Source organism: Fischerella thermalis PCC 7521 (genome assembly GCF_000317225.1).
GTDB classification, from domain to species: Bacteria; Cyanobacteriota; Cyanobacteriia; order Cyanobacteriales; family Nostocaceae; genus Fischerella; species Fischerella thermalis.
Genome location: NZ_AJLL01000035.1, coordinates 36,295 through 53,128 on the forward strand (window position 1 = coordinate 36,295; position 16,834 = coordinate 53,128).

The 16,834-nt window shown below is 42.1% G+C and carries 14 protein-coding genes and 1 tRNA gene; 9 read left to right on the forward strand and 6 right to left on the reverse strand.

The genetic code is table 11. The features are described from left to right. Positions 1 to 233 precede the first annotated feature (233 nt). The 6 genes from UYK_RS0108340 to UYK_RS0108365 all read left to right on the forward strand — a co-directional run bounded on the left by UYK_RS0108340 (position 234) and on the right by UYK_RS0108365 (position 5,592). Positions 234 to 1,391: a DUF58 domain-containing protein gene (locus tag UYK_RS0108340; protein ID WP_016871249.1), complete on the forward strand. Its 1,158-nt coding sequence runs from the start codon at positions 234 to 236 to the stop codon at positions 1,389 to 1,391. A gap of 215 nt (positions 1,392 to 1,606) precedes the next feature. Next, positions 1,607 to 1,972, forward strand: a complete 366-nt coding sequence (locus UYK_RS0108345; RefSeq protein ID WP_009756676.1) for a ferredoxin thioredoxin reductase catalytic beta subunit — start codon at positions 1,607 to 1,609, stop codon at positions 1,970 to 1,972. Between the two features lie 135 nt (positions 1,973 to 2,107). Then, positions 2,108 to 2,503, forward strand: a complete 396-nt coding sequence (locus UYK_RS0108350) for a DUF309 domain-containing protein (protein WP_009756675.1) — start codon at positions 2,108 to 2,110, stop codon at positions 2,501 to 2,503. A gap of 213 nt (positions 2,504 to 2,716) precedes the next feature. Continuing rightward, the gene (locus UYK_RS0108355) at positions 2,717 to 3,211 is read left to right on the forward strand and encodes an LptA/OstA family protein (protein WP_009756674.1); all 495 of its coding nucleotides are present in this window, start codon (positions 2,717 to 2,719) and stop codon (positions 3,209 to 3,211) included. A 351-nt stretch (positions 3,212 to 3,562) separates the two neighbouring features. Further along, a complete protein-coding gene (gene lptB, locus UYK_RS0108360; protein ID WP_009756672.1) occupies positions 3,563 to 4,291 on the forward strand; it encodes an LPS export ABC transporter ATP-binding protein in 729 nt (242 codons plus the stop codon). 185 nt (positions 4,292 to 4,476) lie between these two features. Then, entirely contained in the window at positions 4,477 to 5,592 is a 1,116-nt protein-coding gene (locus UYK_RS0108365; protein WP_016871251.1) for an LptF/LptG family permease, read from the forward strand. A gap of 205 nt (positions 5,593 to 5,797) precedes the next feature. Here UYK_RS0108365 and UYK_RS24665 read toward each other — a convergent pair whose 3' ends face one another. Continuing rightward, positions 5,798 to 6,418: a CBS domain-containing protein gene (locus tag UYK_RS24665; protein WP_016871252.1), complete on the reverse strand. Its 621-nt coding sequence runs from the start codon at positions 6,416 to 6,418 to the stop codon at positions 5,798 to 5,800. A 226-nt stretch (positions 6,419 to 6,644) separates the two neighbouring features. Between UYK_RS24665 and UYK_RS0108375 the strand changes: the two genes are divergently transcribed. Further along, on the forward strand, positions 6,645 to 7,721 hold the full coding sequence (locus UYK_RS0108375; RefSeq protein WP_009756667.1) for a hypothetical protein: 1,077 nt from the start codon (positions 6,645 to 6,647) through the stop codon (positions 7,719 to 7,721). A 7-nt stretch (positions 7,722 to 7,728) separates the two neighbouring features. Here UYK_RS0108375 and UYK_RS0108380 read toward each other — a convergent pair whose 3' ends face one another. Beyond that, complete coding sequence (locus UYK_RS0108380) at positions 7,729 to 9,063, reverse strand: cytochrome P450 (RefSeq protein WP_009756666.1); 1,335 nt, start codon at positions 9,061 to 9,063, stop codon at positions 7,729 to 7,731. Positions 9,064 to 9,449: 386 nt separating this feature from the next. Between UYK_RS0108380 and UYK_RS0108385 the strand changes: the two genes are divergently transcribed. Continuing rightward, positions 9,450 to 10,118 (forward strand): fasciclin domain-containing protein, encoded by a 669-nt coding sequence (locus tag UYK_RS0108385; RefSeq protein WP_009756665.1) that lies wholly within the window; start codon positions 9,450 to 9,452, stop codon positions 10,116 to 10,118. Positions 10,119 to 10,244: 126 nt separating this feature from the next. Here the strand turns inward: UYK_RS0108385 and fba are convergent, their stop codons facing one another. From fba to pdhA, 4 genes are all read right to left on the reverse strand, one after another. Then, a complete protein-coding gene (gene fba / locus UYK_RS0108390) occupies positions 10,245 to 11,324 on the reverse strand; it encodes a class II fructose-bisphosphate aldolase (RefSeq protein WP_009756664.1) in 1,080 nt (359 codons plus the stop codon). A 199-nt stretch (positions 11,325 to 11,523) separates the two neighbouring features. After that, positions 11,524 to 11,595: transfer RNA gene (locus UYK_RS0108395), tRNA-Lys, on the reverse strand. 59 nt (positions 11,596 to 11,654) lie between these two features. Next, a complete protein-coding gene (locus UYK_RS0108400; protein ID WP_026086405.1) occupies positions 11,655 to 12,524 on the reverse strand; it encodes an aldose epimerase family protein in 870 nt (289 codons plus the stop codon). Positions 12,525 to 12,797: 273 nt separating this feature from the next. Next, positions 12,798 to 13,832, reverse strand: a complete 1,035-nt coding sequence (pdhA, locus tag UYK_RS0108405; RefSeq protein WP_009756662.1) for a pyruvate dehydrogenase (acetyl-transferring) E1 component subunit alpha — start codon at positions 13,830 to 13,832, stop codon at positions 12,798 to 12,800. 575 nt (positions 13,833 to 14,407) lie between these two features. On the opposite strand from pdhA, the gene UYK_RS0108410 reads away from it, so the two are divergent. Then, the gene (locus UYK_RS0108410; RefSeq protein ID WP_016871253.1) at positions 14,408 to 16,693 is read left to right on the forward strand and encodes an IMS domain-containing protein; all 2,286 of its coding nucleotides are present in this window, start codon (positions 14,408 to 14,410) and stop codon (positions 16,691 to 16,693) included. Positions 16,694 to 16,834 lie beyond the last annotated feature (141 nt).

The following is a 16,834-nucleotide window of genomic DNA, read 5'->3' on the forward strand; positions in this document are numbered from 1 at the left end:
AAATTACAGATAAATGTCAGACAAAAGTTTAATTAAACTTTAAAAATCAACAAACTAAACCTTGAACTTTCTTAGATTGTAAATCTAATCAGTCAATCTACTTATTGAAATAATTAACTTCATCAACTCTTCAGAAAAACACGTAGGTATTGTGAATTTCAGGCATTGATAGGTTAAGTTGTTTGTTGATATTTTCCAATTACCTATTACCTATTACCCATTACCTATCAACAATGAAAATTATCAAACGCATTACTAATTGGTTAGAGATCCGTGCTTCTACTCCTACATACAGTGGTTGGGTTTTGGCAGGAATTGCTATTTGCTTTTTTGGGGCTGCGATTAATACAATGGCTGGCTGGCTTTATGTAATTAGTGGAGTTAGTTTTGCCTTACTTGGTATAGCAGCTGTGTTACCACCGCGATCGCTCTTTAATTTAGTAGTGAAGCGCCATCCAATTTCACCAGTCACAGCTGGAAATGATTTAAAGGTTGAATTAGATATTCTCAATCCGACAAAGAAGCCAGTGAACTTGCTGCAAGTTGCAGATTTGTTACCCTTCATCTTGGGAAAACCACAACAGCAAACCATAGAAACTATTTTGCCTGAGAACACTTACCGTTGGGTGTACTATTACCCTACCCAACGCCGGGGTATCTATCGCTGGGAGACCGTTGAACTAGCTAGTGGTGCGCCTTTAGGGCTGTTTTGGTGTCGTCGCCAGCGTGAATGTACAGCGAGGGTGATAGTCTATCCCCCCGTGTTAACCCTTGCCAGTTGTCCTTTGATAGATAGAATTGGGCAAGAAGACAGTCGCAAGGGCGATCCTCGTGGTGTACCTTTGCAAACAGCCAACGAAGGACTGGTGCGATCGCTACGTCCTTACCGCATAGGTGATTCCATGCGTCTCATTCACTGGCGTAGCAGTGCTCGTTACGGAGAATTACGGGTACGAGAGCTAGAAATTGTTACTGCCGGGCAACAGACAGTTATTGCCCTTGATAGCAGTGCTAAATGGCAAGAATCAAGTTTTGAACAAGCAGTAATTGCCGCAGGTTCACTGTATTTTTACGCACAAAAACAGCAAATACAAGTACAACTGTGGACAGCATTTACAGGTTTAGTTAGAGGCGATCGCGCAGTCATGGAAACCTTAGCAGCAACTCATCCTGGTGAAGATGCCACAAATCTTCCTCCTATAAGTGAACCATTGATTTGGCTCACCCAAAACCCCTTAACCCTCTCTTCGCTTCCGAGTGGTAGTCGTTGGTTATTATGGCAAAATCTGCAAACAGCAACAGAACAAGTAGTAGTGAATCGAGACTATCCTGGTATAGTCGTGCAACCAGACCAACCTCTACAACTCCAGCTACAACAGGCTTTGAGTTGATAGGCTACTTCAATTCTGTCTATTCATTATTACAATGCTTGAGTGAGTCAAGGGCAGTTGATGATTTGCGATCGCCACAGAATCGGCAAAAGACTATATTTAAGGGATATACCTAGCGTAATAGTAGCTAAAAAAAGAGGGATTACCCCCGGTTATAGCTTACCAAGGCTGCGGTACAATGCAAAGAAATGTGTAAATTATGAGTAGCCGTTCCTATGATCTCACCAGAAGTAAACACAAAATCCAGCGATAAAAACTTAGAAGCAATGCGGCATTTTTCCGAACAATACGCCAAGCGCACTGGAACTTACTTCTGTTCTGAACCTTCTGTAACCGCAGTGGTAATAGAGGGACTTGCTAAACACAAAGATGAACTCGGAGCGCCTTTATGTCCCTGTCGCCACTACGAAGATAAAGAAGCAGAGGTCAACGCTGCTTTTTGGAACTGTCCTTGTGTACCAATGCGGGAACGTAAAGAGTGCCACTGTATGCTTTTCCTCACTCCAGATAATGAGTTTGCTGGCGACAAACAAGAAATTTCTTTGGAAACGATCAAACAAGTGCGGGACAGCATGGGTTAACAGAATCAGCAAACAATTACCAGTGAACAGTTACCAGGTATTTATCTACTGCTCACTGGTCTCTTTATAAAGAAATATATTTGTTAATAAAAGTAAAAATTATTGTTATTGAAAATGCTCGATAACTGATAACTGATGACTGATGATCAACCCCAGCAATTCTGGCAAGGTGTAGAACAGTTTAATACTAGAGAATTCTACGCTTGTCATGATACCCTAGAAGCTCTATGGATGGAAGCAACAGAGCCAGAAAAAACTTTTTATCAAGGAATTTTACAAATAGCGGTAGCACTGTATCATTTGGGTAATCACAATTGGCGAGGCGCAGCAATTTTGTTAGGAGAAGGTAGCAACCGCCTGCGACGTTATCCATCAGTTTACGGCGGTATTGATGTAGATGAATTATTAGAGCAAAGCGCTGCATTATTAAGAACATTACAGCAAACAGAACCAGAGAAGCTAGCCACGATGAAATTGGGGGAAACTGAAGGATTGCCCTTACCCAAGATAGTTATGGGGACTGAAGAGTAGTAGACAAGGGAGACAAGGGAGAAATCATTGAAAATGTCAGGAATTTATTCTTAAACCATCTGCCATCTGCCCTCTGCCATCTCATCTTGCCTTTTTTCGGTGAAACCTTGAGTTTATGGCGAACGTCAATTGTCTGAGCTAGTAGTTATCTTGGCATACTCTAGTAGTTGAGATAATTAGAATACAAGCTGAAATCTTAATTCTTAAATTGCTATGATCTCTTGGTATCAATTATTTTTATTGCCAATGCGCCGCTTTGGATTAGCCTTCATGCTACCAGCTGCATTTTTTGGTGCGATCGCATTTCCCAGTCAACTACAAACTGCTACCGCCCAGACATCAGCTGGAAATCGCCCTCTGACTATTCATTCTGATGTGCAAGAATACGACGCCAAAACACAAGTAGCAACTGCTCGTGGCAATGTACAAATGGTATATGAAGCCCGAGGAATTCAAGCAACAGCAGCCCAAGCTCAATATTTCAGCAAAGAACGCCGCATAGTTCTAAGTGGTAATGTTTATATTTTACAAAAGGGAGGCAATAGTATTCGGGGTGAGACAGTGACATATCTTATTGATGAAGGACGATTTGTCGCTACACCCAAAAGTGGCCGTCAAGTAGAATCTATCTACATTGTCAACGACAGTCAAGTAAATCAAGCGACTACACCGGCCCCAAACACACCTCCCCTTCAGCGTTCTAATTAATAGTGTTACTCCTAATTTGCACATTTTATAACCCTTATACAGGAAAGTTTTGAGAAATCTCATCAAAATGTGCTTGTTTCATATTTTGCAGGAGCGTTAATCGCGCCTGTGGTCGGCTCACCTGAGCACCCATAGCCCAAGTCCATTAAAACGGACTCAAATGTATATCCAGAATGTATATCCAGTAAGCTTTAGCTTACTTGAGTTCAATACTCTGGAAATTTATTTCTTGGCAGGCGAAAAAGTAGGTGCAAGATCTAAGGTTAGTAGTTGATAATTGTTTGTTGTTTGGAACAACCAACAACCAACAACCAACAACCAACAACCAACAACCAACAAAGCATACAGAACGTGAAAATTGTCCTAGAAAATATTTGCAAATCTTATGGCAAGCGAGTTATTGTCAATCGCGTCAACGTTTCTGTTGCCCAGGGTGAAGTAGTTGGGTTACTTGGCCCAAATGGTGCTGGCAAAACTACAACATTCTACATTGCCACAGGTTTAGAAAAACCAGACCGGGGAACTGTATGGTTGGATCATCAGGACATCACTGCACTGCCTATGCACAAAAGGGCACGACTAGGTATTGGTTACTTAGCCCAGGAAGCCAGTGTGTTTCGCCAATTATCAGTACGAGATAATATACTGTTGGTGCTAGAGCAAACAAACGTACCTCGTTGGCAATGGCAACGGCGACTAGAAACATTATTACAAGAGTTTCGTTTAGAAAAAGTAGTTAATAGCAAAGGAATTCAACTTTCTGGAGGTGAGCGACGCCGGACAGAATTAGCAAGAGCATTAGCAGCGGGTAGAGAAGGACCAAAATTTTTATTTTTAGATGAACCTTTTGCAGGAGTTGACCCAATAGCAGTTTCAGAAATTCAGCATCTGATTGGACAATTGCGGGAACGCGACATGGGGATCTTGATTACAGATCATAATGTCCGCGAAACCCTTGCCATTACAGATCGTGCCTATATCATGCGCGAAGGTCAAATTCTTGCTTCTGGCAATGCCGACGAACTCTACAATAATGCCTTGGTGCGGCAATATTACTTAGGTGATAATTTTCAGGTTTAGTCATTTGTTGGTTACTTGTTGTAGAGACGTGCCATGGCACGTCTGTACATTGGTTAGTAGTTAGTGGTTAACCAAATACCCAATGACAAATGACAAATGACTTTTGACCAATGACCAGTGACTAATGACTCATGGCTAAATCTAAATCTTTCCACAACCTCAGTTCATTGCTGTCCCTTTCCATAATGGATCGCTACCTTGCGACCGAATTAATCCCACCTTTTTTATTTAGTTTTGGGATTTTTGCTTCCCTTGTGTTCACGGCGGACAGCTTATATGAATTGCTGCGAAAAGTCGTACAAGCAGGATTACCACTAGAAATAGCTTTAAAGGTTTTTTTGTTAAAGCTACCACGGGTAATTGTTTATGTCTTTCCAATGTCGACACTGCTAGCAACTTTGATGACCTACAGTCGTCTCTCTGCTGAAAGTGAACTTATCGCTCTGCGTAGCTGCGGGGTAAGTGTGTATCGTATGGTACTCGCTGCTGTGGTCATGAGTTTCTTAGTGGCAGGGATAACATTTGTTGTTAGTGAGCAAATTGCACCAGCAGCCAATTATGAAGCCTCTGTGACTCTAGATAGAGCTCTCAAGTCCGACAAACCAACATTTAAGCAAGAGAATATCTTTTATCCCGAATACCAAAATGTTAAACAGCCGGATGGTAGTAAAGAAAGAATATTGACACGCTTGTTTTATGCTGATAAGTTTGATGGCAAGCGTATGAAGGGTCTGACACTAATAGACCGTTCTCAAGAAGGTCTCAATCAAATTGTTGTAGCAGAGTCAGGAGAATGGAATGGCTCACAAAGCGTTTGGGATTTTTATAACGGTACTATCTATCTAGTTGCGCCTGACCGTTCTTATCGCAACATCGCCCGATTTAAACATCAACAATTACAACTTCCTCGCACACCATTAGATGTGGCAAATAGAAGCCGTGACTTTGAAGAGATGAATATTGCTCAGTCGCTAGAACAACTGGAAATAGAAAGCATTAGTGGTAATGAGCAAAAAGTTCGTCAACTAAGAGTCCGTATTCAACAAAAAATTGCCTTTCCTTTTGCTTGCGTCGTCTGTGGATTAGTTGGTGCTACTGTGGGAACAATACCCCAACGTACAGGTCGAGCAGCCAGTTTTGGGATTAGTCTAGCAGTTATTTTTACTTATTACACAACATTACAGGTTGCCCGGACATTAGGGGACACGGGTTTTCTGTCTCCTTTTGTGGCAGCTTGGCTACCCAATTTTTTGGGGTTGGCATTAGGTTTATTTTTACTGGTACGGACAGCACGGCGGTAGGATTGAGGTGATGGGGAACTCACTGGCCCCATGAGCGTAAGCGCAAAGCCGTAGACGCGCTCATAGGCTTCAAGGTAGAGTAGGGCTTCGGTGAAGGGTGGAGTATGAGGAGTGTGGGGAGTGTGAGAGGTGTGGGGAATACTAGCCATTAACCACTAACTACTAACCACCAACAACCAACAATCAACAATCAACAATTTCCTATTCAATCTTCATAATAAATGCGGCATTCTGGTGCATCTGGGTTGGCTGCACAGTATTGCTCAAAGGATGTTTTGGTAAATGCCATATGCCCAGCTTTTTGATGGGCTGCTTCTGCTTGGATTTCTTCTACTGTCACCCAAGCTGCTGCACACTCTGAAGATAATGTACCGTATAAAGAGCAAATAGCACGAGCATCTGCGATCGCTTGCTGAATTTTGTACTCTAGCAAAACTGATTGTGGACTTTCGACAAAATCACTTTTAGTTAAAATATCAGTGACAGAAATTATGCCCAACAGCTTACCTTGAATTACGGGCGCTCTGCGGATACCTGTATTGGCAAATAACCGGGCGACGTATTCTATAGACAATTCAGGATTGACGATTATGCAGGGCTTACTCATAATTTCGTAGATCCGTACTTGTTTGGGATCTTTACCGTAAGCTGTTACCTTATAGACAATATCCGTCTCCGTAACAATACCATAAGCATCGTTTTCATGATTGCGCTCCACGACCAAAGCTCGCAATCGTTTTTCCTTCATCACACCTACTGCTTCGGCGACTGTTGCTGAACTGCGGATGCTAACAACCTCTTTGGTCATGATATCTTCTGCTTTCATGCTACTGCTCCTGTTGATTGCCCAGCCACAAGCACTAAGTTAAAGCAGATTCAAATTTCAGATGATATCGAAACTGACAGAAGAAAGAGGAAAAGGGAAAAACTGACCTGATACACCCAAATGTAAATTTTATACTAAGAGTCATATATCAATAATGACTAAATAACAATTGAGAGGCTAGGATAAAATTCTTACTCGTTCTCTCTTCATTCCATCAGATTTATTTATGTCAGGTCGTCGCTATCCTCCCGCCTACTTACGTTATCTCAAAGCCAGGTTATGGAATTTGGCTCGACCTAGTTTTTGGGGAACAGCAATCTTTTTAGCTGTGATGGGGTTGACAGTTAGAGAATACTGGATACACCCAGATTTTTTGAATTTTAGGCAAAATAAGCAAATAGAAGCCAAAAAGGATGAAAATTCTTCTCTTTCAGCAGAAGATAAAGCTATTGCCGCCGATATTGATAACTTACCAGTCTTATTTTATGACTTTACTCATGGAACTCTACCTTCTACAGCAACTAATGTGAAGCAAAAGACTAAGGTAGACAATACCAATGCTATTTTAGACGGCTTAAGCAAACAAAAGACAACAGCCACCGATGCAAATTCCAACTCTGGCTTGAAGCTAGTGAATCCAGCATCTACGCCAAAGTTAGAAAATCCATTTGTGGTACAAACAGAAAATTTGTTGCAATTCAAAAATGATTACAATAATGGCCAGCTGTTAGGGGTAAACGGTTTAACAGCGTCGTCTATGCCAACAGGTACAGTACAAACCTCTACGAATGTGGGGATAGGATTCACGAATCCCGTCAACTATAACCACAATACTACTTCAGTTAGTCCCTTACAAACTGCTCTTAATCAATCAACTAATCAAAGTTGGTCTTTGGGGAGTCGTACAACCTCAACTCAGACAAATTCATTATTGTTACCCAATCAAAATTTACCATCGACGACGGGACTAAATACAAATGCGATCGCTCCCGTCAATCATAGTACAAACTACCCTAATCAAAATTTCGCTCCCCCTGCTGCTAACATTCCCAACCTCGCGACAACCAACGTCCAATTACCCACATCAGTGGTCACATCTATTACCTCTACCCAATCCTCTAATATAACGCCATCCTATACCCAAATACCAAGTCAAAGCGTTGTTAATTCCAGCAACTTTGGCGATGCTTCTAGTTTGCAACAGCCCACTCAAGTACCACAAAATAACTCCTCATCACCTTCTCAATTTCCTGGGCTGTATACAGGTGAACGCCAGATTAATGGTATTTCCTATCCGAAATAGCACGAGTCTAACTCAAGAATCTTTTAAAGCTTACCTTTAAACCATCCTGAGGATGCGGAGTTGGAACCATAGTCATCTCTAAGTTTTGTTCGGGTAGTAGTTCCCACTGATAATGACGCAGTAAAAGGGCTGCAAACAGTTTCATTTCTAGTTTGGCAAATTCTTTACCCAGGCATTCCCGTACCCCGCCACCAAAGGGTATATAACTAAAAGGTTTGGGTTTATCTTCTGCTCTTTGTGGACTAAAACGTTCTGGATCAAATACTTCTGGGTGATTATAGACACTTTGATCTGTGTGGGTTTTACCTACCTGATATAGTACAGACCAACCTTGAGGAATGCGAAAACCATTGAATTCACAGGACTGGATTACTTCCCGAAAGCCACCACCAACAGGCGGAATCAGCCGCATCACTTCTTTTAAAACTTGGTCTAAGTAAGTCATTTGTTTGAGATTTTCCGAAGTTAGAGGTGTGTCTATACCAAGCTGCTGTTGTTCACTGCGGGCAGTTGCTAAAACCTCTGGATTTTGTACTAATAATAGACACAGTGATGCCAAGGCTGAGGTCAGGGTTTCATGACCAGCAAATAGCAAAGTTAACAATTGGTCTTTAAGTTCGTTGAGGCTGAGGCGTTTACCTTCTTCATCCTCTGCTTGTAAAAGTAGTTCTAAAACGTCCTGATATGAGTTTCCGGTTTCTTGACGTTGATGGACAATTTTTTCAATTTCAGCTAACAATAATTTTCGACAACGTAATGCTTTACCAAAGTTAGTCCAGGGTAAATTTATTGGTAGGGTGAATAAACCATTCACCCAGATTTTATACCACTCACCCAATTGAGTTTGGGAAGCACAATCAACTCCTACAAGCAACTTGCAGGCAATATCAAGAGTGTAATTTCTCAGTTCTGGATACCAAGCGAATGTAGCAAGTTTTTCCCACCTATCTAAATATTGATGGGTAATTTGCTCCATGGTAATGGCATAACTAGCTAAAGCTCTTGGTTGAAAAGCTTGAGATAGTAGTTTACGGCGATTTTGGTGTTCTGTACCTTTTTGAACTGATAAAGATGCAGGGCCTAACAGTATTCTGGTGCTGTAAGGCCAATTATTGGAAAAATATTTATGGTCGTTGCTGAATAAAAATCTGTTCCCTTCTGCACCTGTAACTATTAAAGTTGGACGTCCAAATATATGAGTCTTGAATAGAGAACCATATTTTTTGTATCGCTTTTCGGTAAAATTTGGATCGTTTAAAAATGGTATTGTTTCCCCAATTAAAGGTAAACCAAAACTACCGGGAGGTAAAGGCAGTGAAGTGGGGGTATTGGTGGTTGTCATGTAGTCCTGCTTTGAATTATTCAACATAAGAGTGGACTGACAAGATCGATCCATATTGTACCAAGTTGTGTTGAAAAACTTTGATAATTTAAAGGCTAGCTGATTTATGTGTGTTTTTTCCCAGCGTTCCTTAGCTAAACAACTAACGGCGTTGTCAATCTAACCAAATGCCTAAGGCGCGATCGCATCCTACATCCTACTTCTCAATACATTTCAGTGAAGCGCCTATTCATCGATATCTTTTGAATTGCTTCAGTTTATTTGTGCGATCGCAGCTAACTAACCCATATTATAAAAACTATGTCGCAGGGTTGAGGGATCATTTTGTCAAAAAAATTAACTTTTGTAAATATGTAGTTTATTTAGCTTGATTTTGGTCAAAAGCCATGAAAGTAAACAAAGGCATTTTACAAAAAGCTTTGTTCGGTATAGTTAGTGTGGGTAGTCTATTTGTCTTGTCTGCCTGTGGTCAACCAAGTGCAGAAAATACCACCCCTTCAGCCCAAACACCTACAGAAAATACTTCACCCGTAGCTGAAGTAACTCCCACAACTACTGCACCTGCAACACAAACTCCTGCTGGTACAACTGCAAACAAAAACTTTGCAGAACTTGCCCAGGCAGCAGCCAGCCAAGGATCATTTAAAATTTTGACGCAAGCAACAAAAGCAGCAGGTTTAGAAGAACAACTAACAGCACAAGGGCCTTACACAGTCTTTGCACCTACTGATGCTGCTTTCAACGCTTTACCACAAGGTACTTTAGAAAATCTCCTCAAACCAGAAAACAAACAACAACTAGTGCAACTCCTCACCTACCACGTTATCCCTGGACAAGTCACCTCTACTCAATTGACATCTGGAGACGTAAAAACAGTCGAGGGTACTCCTGTCACAATCGATGTTAATAGTACTGCCAGAACAATATCAGTTAACGGTGCGAAAGTTACTCAAGCCGATATCTTAGCTAGCAATGGTGTTGTTCACATAGTCGACCAGGTAATTTTACCTCCTAATTTTCAAGTAAGTCCTACTTCTAGTCCAACAGCACAATAGTTAAGATCATCAAATTAAAAAACCGGGGAACATAATTGTTACCCGGTTCAGTCAACTAGGATGAGAATCCTCAGTTTAGGGACACCTCACTGCTGTGTCCCTATCCTATTTACTTATGTGTCTAAATTACAGAGCAACAGTTTTCTTGATAGCAGCACTGAGTTCACCTTTAGCATACTTAGCAGCAAACTCGTCCAAAGAAACCTGCTTAATCTTACTAGCATTACCAGCAGTTTCAAATTGTTGGTAGCGTTCAGCACATACTTTTTGCATGTACTTAATAGAAGGCTTGAGGAAGTGACGGGGGTCAAATTCCTTAGGATCTTTTGCCAAAGCTTCCCGCACAGCAGCAGTAATTGCCAAGCGGTTGTCGGTGTCGATGTTTACTTTGCGTACACCGCTCTTGATACCTTTTTGGATTTCTTCTACAGGTACACCGTAGGTTTCAGGAATTGTACCACCGTACTGGTTAATCAAAGCAATCAAATCTTCAGGTACGGAGGAGGAACCGTGCATTACCAAGTGAGTGTTAGGCAAACGGCGGTGAATTTCTTCAATGCGGCTGATTGCCAAAATTTCACCAGTTGGCTTGCGGGTGAACTTGTAAGCACCGTGGCTAGTACCAATCGCAACAGCCAAAGCATCTACTTGGGTTTGCTCAACAAAATCAACAGCTTGGTCAGGGTCGGTTAACAGTTGGTCATGGGATAGCTTACCTTCAAAACCGTGACCATCTTCTTTGTCGCCCATACCAGTTTCTAGAGAACCCAAGCAACCGAGTTCGCCTTCAACGCTGACACCCAAAGCATGAGCAACTTTTACTACTTCACGAGTGACATTAACGTTGTACTCGTAGCTAGCTGGGGTTTTAGCATCAGCTTCCAGGGAACCATCCATCATCACGCTGGTAAAGCCGTTCTTAATTGCTGAGTAGCAAGTGGCAGGCTCGTTACCATGATCTTGGTGCATAGCAATGGGAAGATGGGGATAGGTTTCCACAGCTGCCAAAATCAAATGACGCAGGAAGTTTTCACCAGCGTATTTACGAGCGCCACGAGAAGCTTGCAAAATCACGGGGCTATCTGTTTCATGGGCAGCTTGCATAATTGCTTGAATCTGCTCCATGTTGTTCACGTTAAAAGCTGGAATACCGTAATTGTTTTCAGCCGCGTGATCCAACAGCAGCCGCATTGGCACGAGCGCCATAGATAGTCCTCCTAATTGTGTTGTCAGCTAGTCGGTTTGCAATCTAGCGTAAATAAATATTACGCCAATCTTAAGAAAATATTGTGAGCCTATAGGAAATTATAACTAGTGATGGGTGATTTCTGTAGAAAAACTTTGCCTATGGCTCAACATAAATCTACCTGATAGTTGTCTATATTTATTATCCATCTTTTCTATATGGGTCGCCTGGGATTCGAACCCAGAACTAATCGGTTAAAAGCCGAGTACTCTACCTTTGAGTTAGCGACCCATGTCGCGATTTGCAACTTCACCACTATATCACATATAGCCTGGGATTTGTAAAGGGGTTTAGAAAAATTTTGCCAAAATTCTCACATTTGCTGTACAAGTAGCTCCTGGTTGCAAAACTGTCAGGTGTTCACCAGTGTTAATGGCGTTACGAGGCGCACTCCAGGGTTCTAGACAGTAGAAGTCTTTGCCCTTGAGTGTCCAAAACACGAGCGTCGAAAAGATGTTGTCGTATTCCAGCGTCAGTTGTAATTTCCGGCTGTTGTCAATCACACTGGCTGATTGACTAGCTGGTTGTTTAAATGCCACATCAATTTCATCTTGATTGAAATCAAATTGACCTGCAAAAGAGTGGATTTTTTTGCTTCTTTGGTCTTGGTATTCTTGAGCAGGTATCTCAAACTGCAATTGTGTTTTATCCTGGGTGAAAAAGTAAGGATGAAACCCAAAAGAAAAGGGCATTGCTTCCAAGGAGAGATTTGTATACTGTTGCTGTATTTCTAAGGTATTGCCTTGGATTCTATAATTAAAAATTAGCTGAAAATCAAAAGGATAAACTGCTTGTGTTTGTTCATTGCTATTGAGAGTAAGACTCAAAATCACTGCATCTTGAGTAACTTGATCAGTTACTTGCCAAGGTAAATCACGAGCGAAACCGTGTTGTTTTAAAGTGTAATGCTTACCGTTGTAAGTGTAAGTATTTTCGGGTAGATTGCCGCAGATGGGGAACAAAATCGGGATACCACCCCTAACACTCAACTCTGGGTTAGCAAAGCGTTCTGCATCTAGGTAGAGAATTTCTTGCTCTTGAAGACGCCAGCGAGTAATGATACCGCCACGTTCTGGAACAACTTCTAGCTGAGAGTTGGCGGTTTCGTGCGTGAGAATGTAGGTTTTGTATTGTTTTTGTTGAATAGAGATAGAAAACACTGCTTTGGAGTGATGGAATAATAAATAACGTCTAAGGTAAATTAAAGAAGCAATATCAGGTTTTTTGGCAATAGTCCAGATTTTAATTTTGTTTAACGAACACCGATGTACACCGATGAACACAGATAGATTATCGGTGTTCATCTGTGTGCATCTGTGTTCGACCTTAAAAACAGGATTTTTGCCATAGTTTGAATTCACATTAGGACTAAAGAATGAATTATGAAGTTATAAAATGTCTCAGCATTCATAATTCATAATTCATAATTTCTACTAGTCTTCCGCAAAGACGTAGCGATACAGTTCGCTTGGATCTGGTTCTGGGCTACTTTCAGCGAACTTCACCGCCTCTTCTATTTCTTGCTGGATTTTGCGGTCAATCTCTTTTAATTCTTCCGCTGTCGCCAGGTTTCTTTCTGTAAGATAAGCAGCAAATTTCTTAATTGGATCGCGGGCAAACCAAAATTCTTTCTCATCTTTGCTGCGTAACTCATCGGGATCTGCCAAAGAGTGACCCCGGAAGCGGTAAGTCAGTGCTTCAATCAATGTTGGGCCTTCACCTGCGCGGGCGCGGGCTACGGCTTCCTGGGCCACTGCACGCACTGCCATAATATCCATACCGTCTACTTCCACACCCACCATGTTGAAGACGCTGGCTTTTTTATAAATTTCGGGGTCGGAAGTTGCCCGTTCATGAGCCATACCAATAGCCCATTTGTTATTCTCAACAACAAAAAGGATTGGCAATTTCCACAGCGCAGCCATATTTAAGGTCTCAAAAAACTGACCGTTGTTACAAGCACCATCACCAAAAAAGCAAGCTGTAACTTGATCAGCACTGGTATCACCTAGCACTTCTCTGCGGTATTTACTTTGAAAAGCTGCCCCAGCTGCTACTGGAATACCTTCTGCGACAAAAGCATAACCACCCAGCAAACGATGTTTAGCAGAGAACATATGCATGGAACCACCACGTCCTTTACTGCAACCTGTGGCTTTACCAAATAACTCTGCCATTACTTCTTTTGCTGGTACTCCCGCACTTAAAGCATGAACGTGGTCGCGGTAGGTACTGCAAACAAAATCTTCTCCTGGTCGCATTGCTCCTTGGATCACGCCTGTGGAGACTGCCTCTTGACCATTGTACAAGTGGACAAAACCAAACATTTTGCCCCTGTAATACATTTCGGCACATTTGTCTTCAAAGGTGCGTCCGAGTACCATATCTTGATACAATCGCAGTCCTTCTTCTCTGTCTATCTGGGCGCTAGCAATGTCAAATTTGGGTAAAGTGCGTTCTTGAACCATTATTTTTTAGTATCCCTGTAGTAACACTTAAAGTTACCATTTTTAAAAGAATTGAATAATTTAGACTCGAAAAACGAGTTAAAAATTAAACAGTCCTTTGCTATTACTGTTTTATTTTTTTTCTTGGAGGAGTTAAGATAACAACCCTAGACCCAAGACTATCAACCAGGATAGCTTGCTTTCTGCGTAGCCATTAACAAATTAAAAAATTGAATCTTTTATATTTTTACTTCCCCAGATAATTGCCATAAATATCTAACTATGTTATACTTCGGTTCGCTCGCCAGCAGCGGCAAACCTATGAAACGGCGTCTGCCTGATGGCATGTTTGGAAACTTTGCTCAGAAGCAGTCGCAGGAATGTTTAACTCCTACATTCCCGCCGGAAAAAAATAGTAAATATCTGCCAATAGAATATGATTGGCGCTGCTCTCAAATAAATTGCAGGGGCAGAATAAAACTTGTTGCAAAACACACTTGTTGTCTGAAAACAACGAGTTATTATTATGGCACGGTTTTACACTCTTGGAATACTCTCTTAGAATTATGTCGATCGCGCTGCAGGGGAAGTAGGCTGTGCGAATCCCGCTAGATTACTACCGAATTTTAGGACTGCCTTTGGCAGCAAGTGAGGAACAATTGCGGCAGGCTTATAGCGATCGCCGACAGCAATTGCCGCGACGCGAGTATTCCCAGGTAGCGATTAACTCTCGCAAACAACTTATTGAAGAAGCTTACGTGGTTTTATCAGATCCTAAAGAACGCAGAGCCTACGATCAACTTTATCTTGCCCATGCCTATGGTTCCGAGAGGGAAAACAATCCTACCGTAGCAGTGGAAAACCGTGCTGCTGACAGTGACTCAATTGAGTCCCAAGGTCTCAGCATCGAAATTAACCCGGACGAATTAGCAGGTGCTTTGCTGATTCTGCAAGAGTTAGGAGAATACGAACTGGTACTAAAGCTAGGTCATCCGTACTTGACTAACAACAACAGTACTGGTGTCCAAGCAGGCAAAACTTCAGAAACTAGTGATTTTAGTGATACAGACCCCCAAAGAGCAGACGTTGTTTTGACAGTTGCTCTGGCTTGCCTAGAACTAGGTCGAGAAGAATGGCAACAGGGTCATTACGAAAATGCAGCTGCTTCCCTGGAAACAGGTGACCAATTGCTAGCACATTTTGGTCTATTCCCAAAGGTGCAAGCTGAAATTCAGGCAGATCTTTACAGACTGCGACCATACAGAATTTTAGAGTTACTTGCCTTACCCCTAGAAAAAACTGCCGAACGCAAGCAAGGATTGCAATTACTACAAGATATCTTAGGCGATCGGGGTGGTATTGATGGCACAGGAAATGACTACTCTGGTCTCAACATTGATGACTTTCTCCGCTTTATCCAGCAACTGCGTAACCACCTGACAGTAGCAGAACAACATCAATTATTTGAAGCGGAAAGTAGACGTCCTTCTGCCGTAGCTATATACTTGGCTGTTTATGCATTGATAGCACGCGGATTCAGCCAACGTCAACCAGCTTTGATTCAGCAAGCAAAACAGATGCTGATTCGCCTAGGCAAGCGCCAAGATGTGCATTTAGAACAGTCTTTATGTGCCTTGATGTTGGGTCAAACAGAAGAAGCTACTCGCGCCTTAGAACTGAGTCAGGAATACGAAGCCCTAGCTTTTATTCGGGAACATTCTCAAAACTCTCCCGATCTACTTCCAGGCTTGTGCTTATACGGTGAACATTGGTTGCAAAACGATGTTTTTCCTAACTTCCGAGATTTAGCCAAGCAGCAAGCTTCCCTGAAAGATTATTTTGCTGACCGACGGGTACAAACTTATCTAGAACAGCTACCCACGCAGCCAGAAACTAATTATGAAGGGTCAATAACTAACCAACCTTCACATTCTCCAACCCAGATCAATCCTAAAAGTTACCGCAGCAACCCTAATGTAGTTTACGGGCAATTTCCCAATATTAGAACCCATTCATCTTCATCCTCTCCAACATCACCGACCCATTCACCCAACGAGGGTACAGGGCTAGACATGCCTGTTACTCCCGTTTCTGGTGTGGAACGTGTAAGCAGAAGTAATAACTATTACATGAATGGTTCTGCTAGAGGTGGTGTACCCTCTCAAGCACAAACCCCAAGAAGGCGCAAATCCAGCCCATCTGCTTATTCCAGAGGACACAATAGAGAGCAGCAGGTGGCTGCTGCTAAACGGCGGAGGCGTTCTGCTTCTCGTGGGGGCAATGCCAAAATGCGGTTACTGTGGGTGTTGGGGACTACTTTAGCAAGTCTATTAGTTTTATGGCTGGCAATTTCAACAACTGTAAAATTCGTACATAACGCATTGAGACCAGCACCAACTTTACAAGATCCACAATTATCAATCCAAATAAATGAACCACCATTAACTATTCCTGAGCGTAACAGTAAACCTCAGTTTCCCACCGGGAATCTCACGGAAGCGACAGCAGAAGAGGTGATTCAGACTTGGTTAGCAACTAAATCTGCTGCCTTGGGGCCAAATCATGAAATTGATAGTTTGGAGAATATTTTAATAGGCTCAGCCCTTACTCAATGGCGACTCATTGCCCGACAGGACAAAGCTGATAACCGTTATCGCAAGTATGAACATAGCCTAAAAATAGAATCTTTAGAGATTGCTCCTACTGACCAGGAACATGCTGCGGTGCAAGCTTCCGTAACTGAAGCAACCAGTTTTTATGAAAACGGCTTACTAAACCAGCAGAAGTCCTCTAAAGAAACGGTGCGAGTTAGATATAACTTGGTTCGCAAACCTGATGGATGGCGTATTCGGGAAATTTCGGTTTTGAATAAAGAAAGTTAGTTAATTGTTAGTGGTTAGTGGTTGGTGGTTAGTTGTTAGTTGTTTACTCCTCACACTCCACCCTACGGGAAGCCGTGCAAAGCGCGTCTACACACTCCCCCCACCACCCCATCTCCCCACACTTGCGGCAGTGCATCCCTG

What these genes read in the sequence shown, in the direction of transcription:
- UYK_RS0108365 (WP_016871251.1), top strand. Translation starts at nt 4,477, where the DNA reads ATGGATCGCTACCTTGCGACCGAATTAATCCCACCTTTTTTATTTAGT.
- UYK_RS24665 (WP_016871252.1), bottom strand. Translation starts at nt 6,418, where the DNA reads ATGAAAGCAGAAGATATCATGACCAAAGAGGTTGTTAGCATCCGCAGT.
- fba (WP_009756664.1), bottom strand. Translation starts at nt 11,324, where the DNA reads ATGGCGCTCGTGCCAATGCGGCTGCTGTTGGATCACGCGGCTGAAAAC.
- UYK_RS0108345 (WP_009756676.1), top strand. Translation starts at nt 1,607, where the DNA reads ATGATCTCACCAGAAGTAAACACAAAATCCAGCGATAAAAACTTAGAA.
- UYK_RS0108380 (WP_009756666.1), bottom strand. Translation starts at nt 9,063, where the DNA reads ATGACAACCACCAATACCCCCACTTCACTGCCTTTACCTCCCGGTAGT.
- UYK_RS0108340 (WP_016871249.1), top strand. Translation starts at nt 234, where the DNA reads ATGAAAATTATCAAACGCATTACTAATTGGTTAGAGATCCGTGCTTCT.
- UYK_RS0108350 (WP_009756675.1), top strand. Translation starts at nt 2,108, where the DNA reads ATGACTGATGATCAACCCCAGCAATTCTGGCAAGGTGTAGAACAGTTT.
- pdhA (WP_009756662.1), bottom strand. Translation starts at nt 13,832, where the DNA reads ATGGTTCAAGAACGCACTTTACCCAAATTTGACATTGCTAGCGCCCAG.
- UYK_RS0108355 (WP_009756674.1), top strand. Translation starts at nt 2,717, where the DNA reads ATGATCTCTTGGTATCAATTATTTTTATTGCCAATGCGCCGCTTTGGA.
- UYK_RS0108385 (WP_009756665.1), top strand. Translation starts at nt 9,450, where the DNA reads ATGAAAGTAAACAAAGGCATTTTACAAAAAGCTTTGTTCGGTATAGTT.
- UYK_RS0108375 (WP_009756667.1), top strand. Translation starts at nt 6,645, where the DNA reads ATGTCAGGTCGTCGCTATCCTCCCGCCTACTTACGTTATCTCAAAGCC.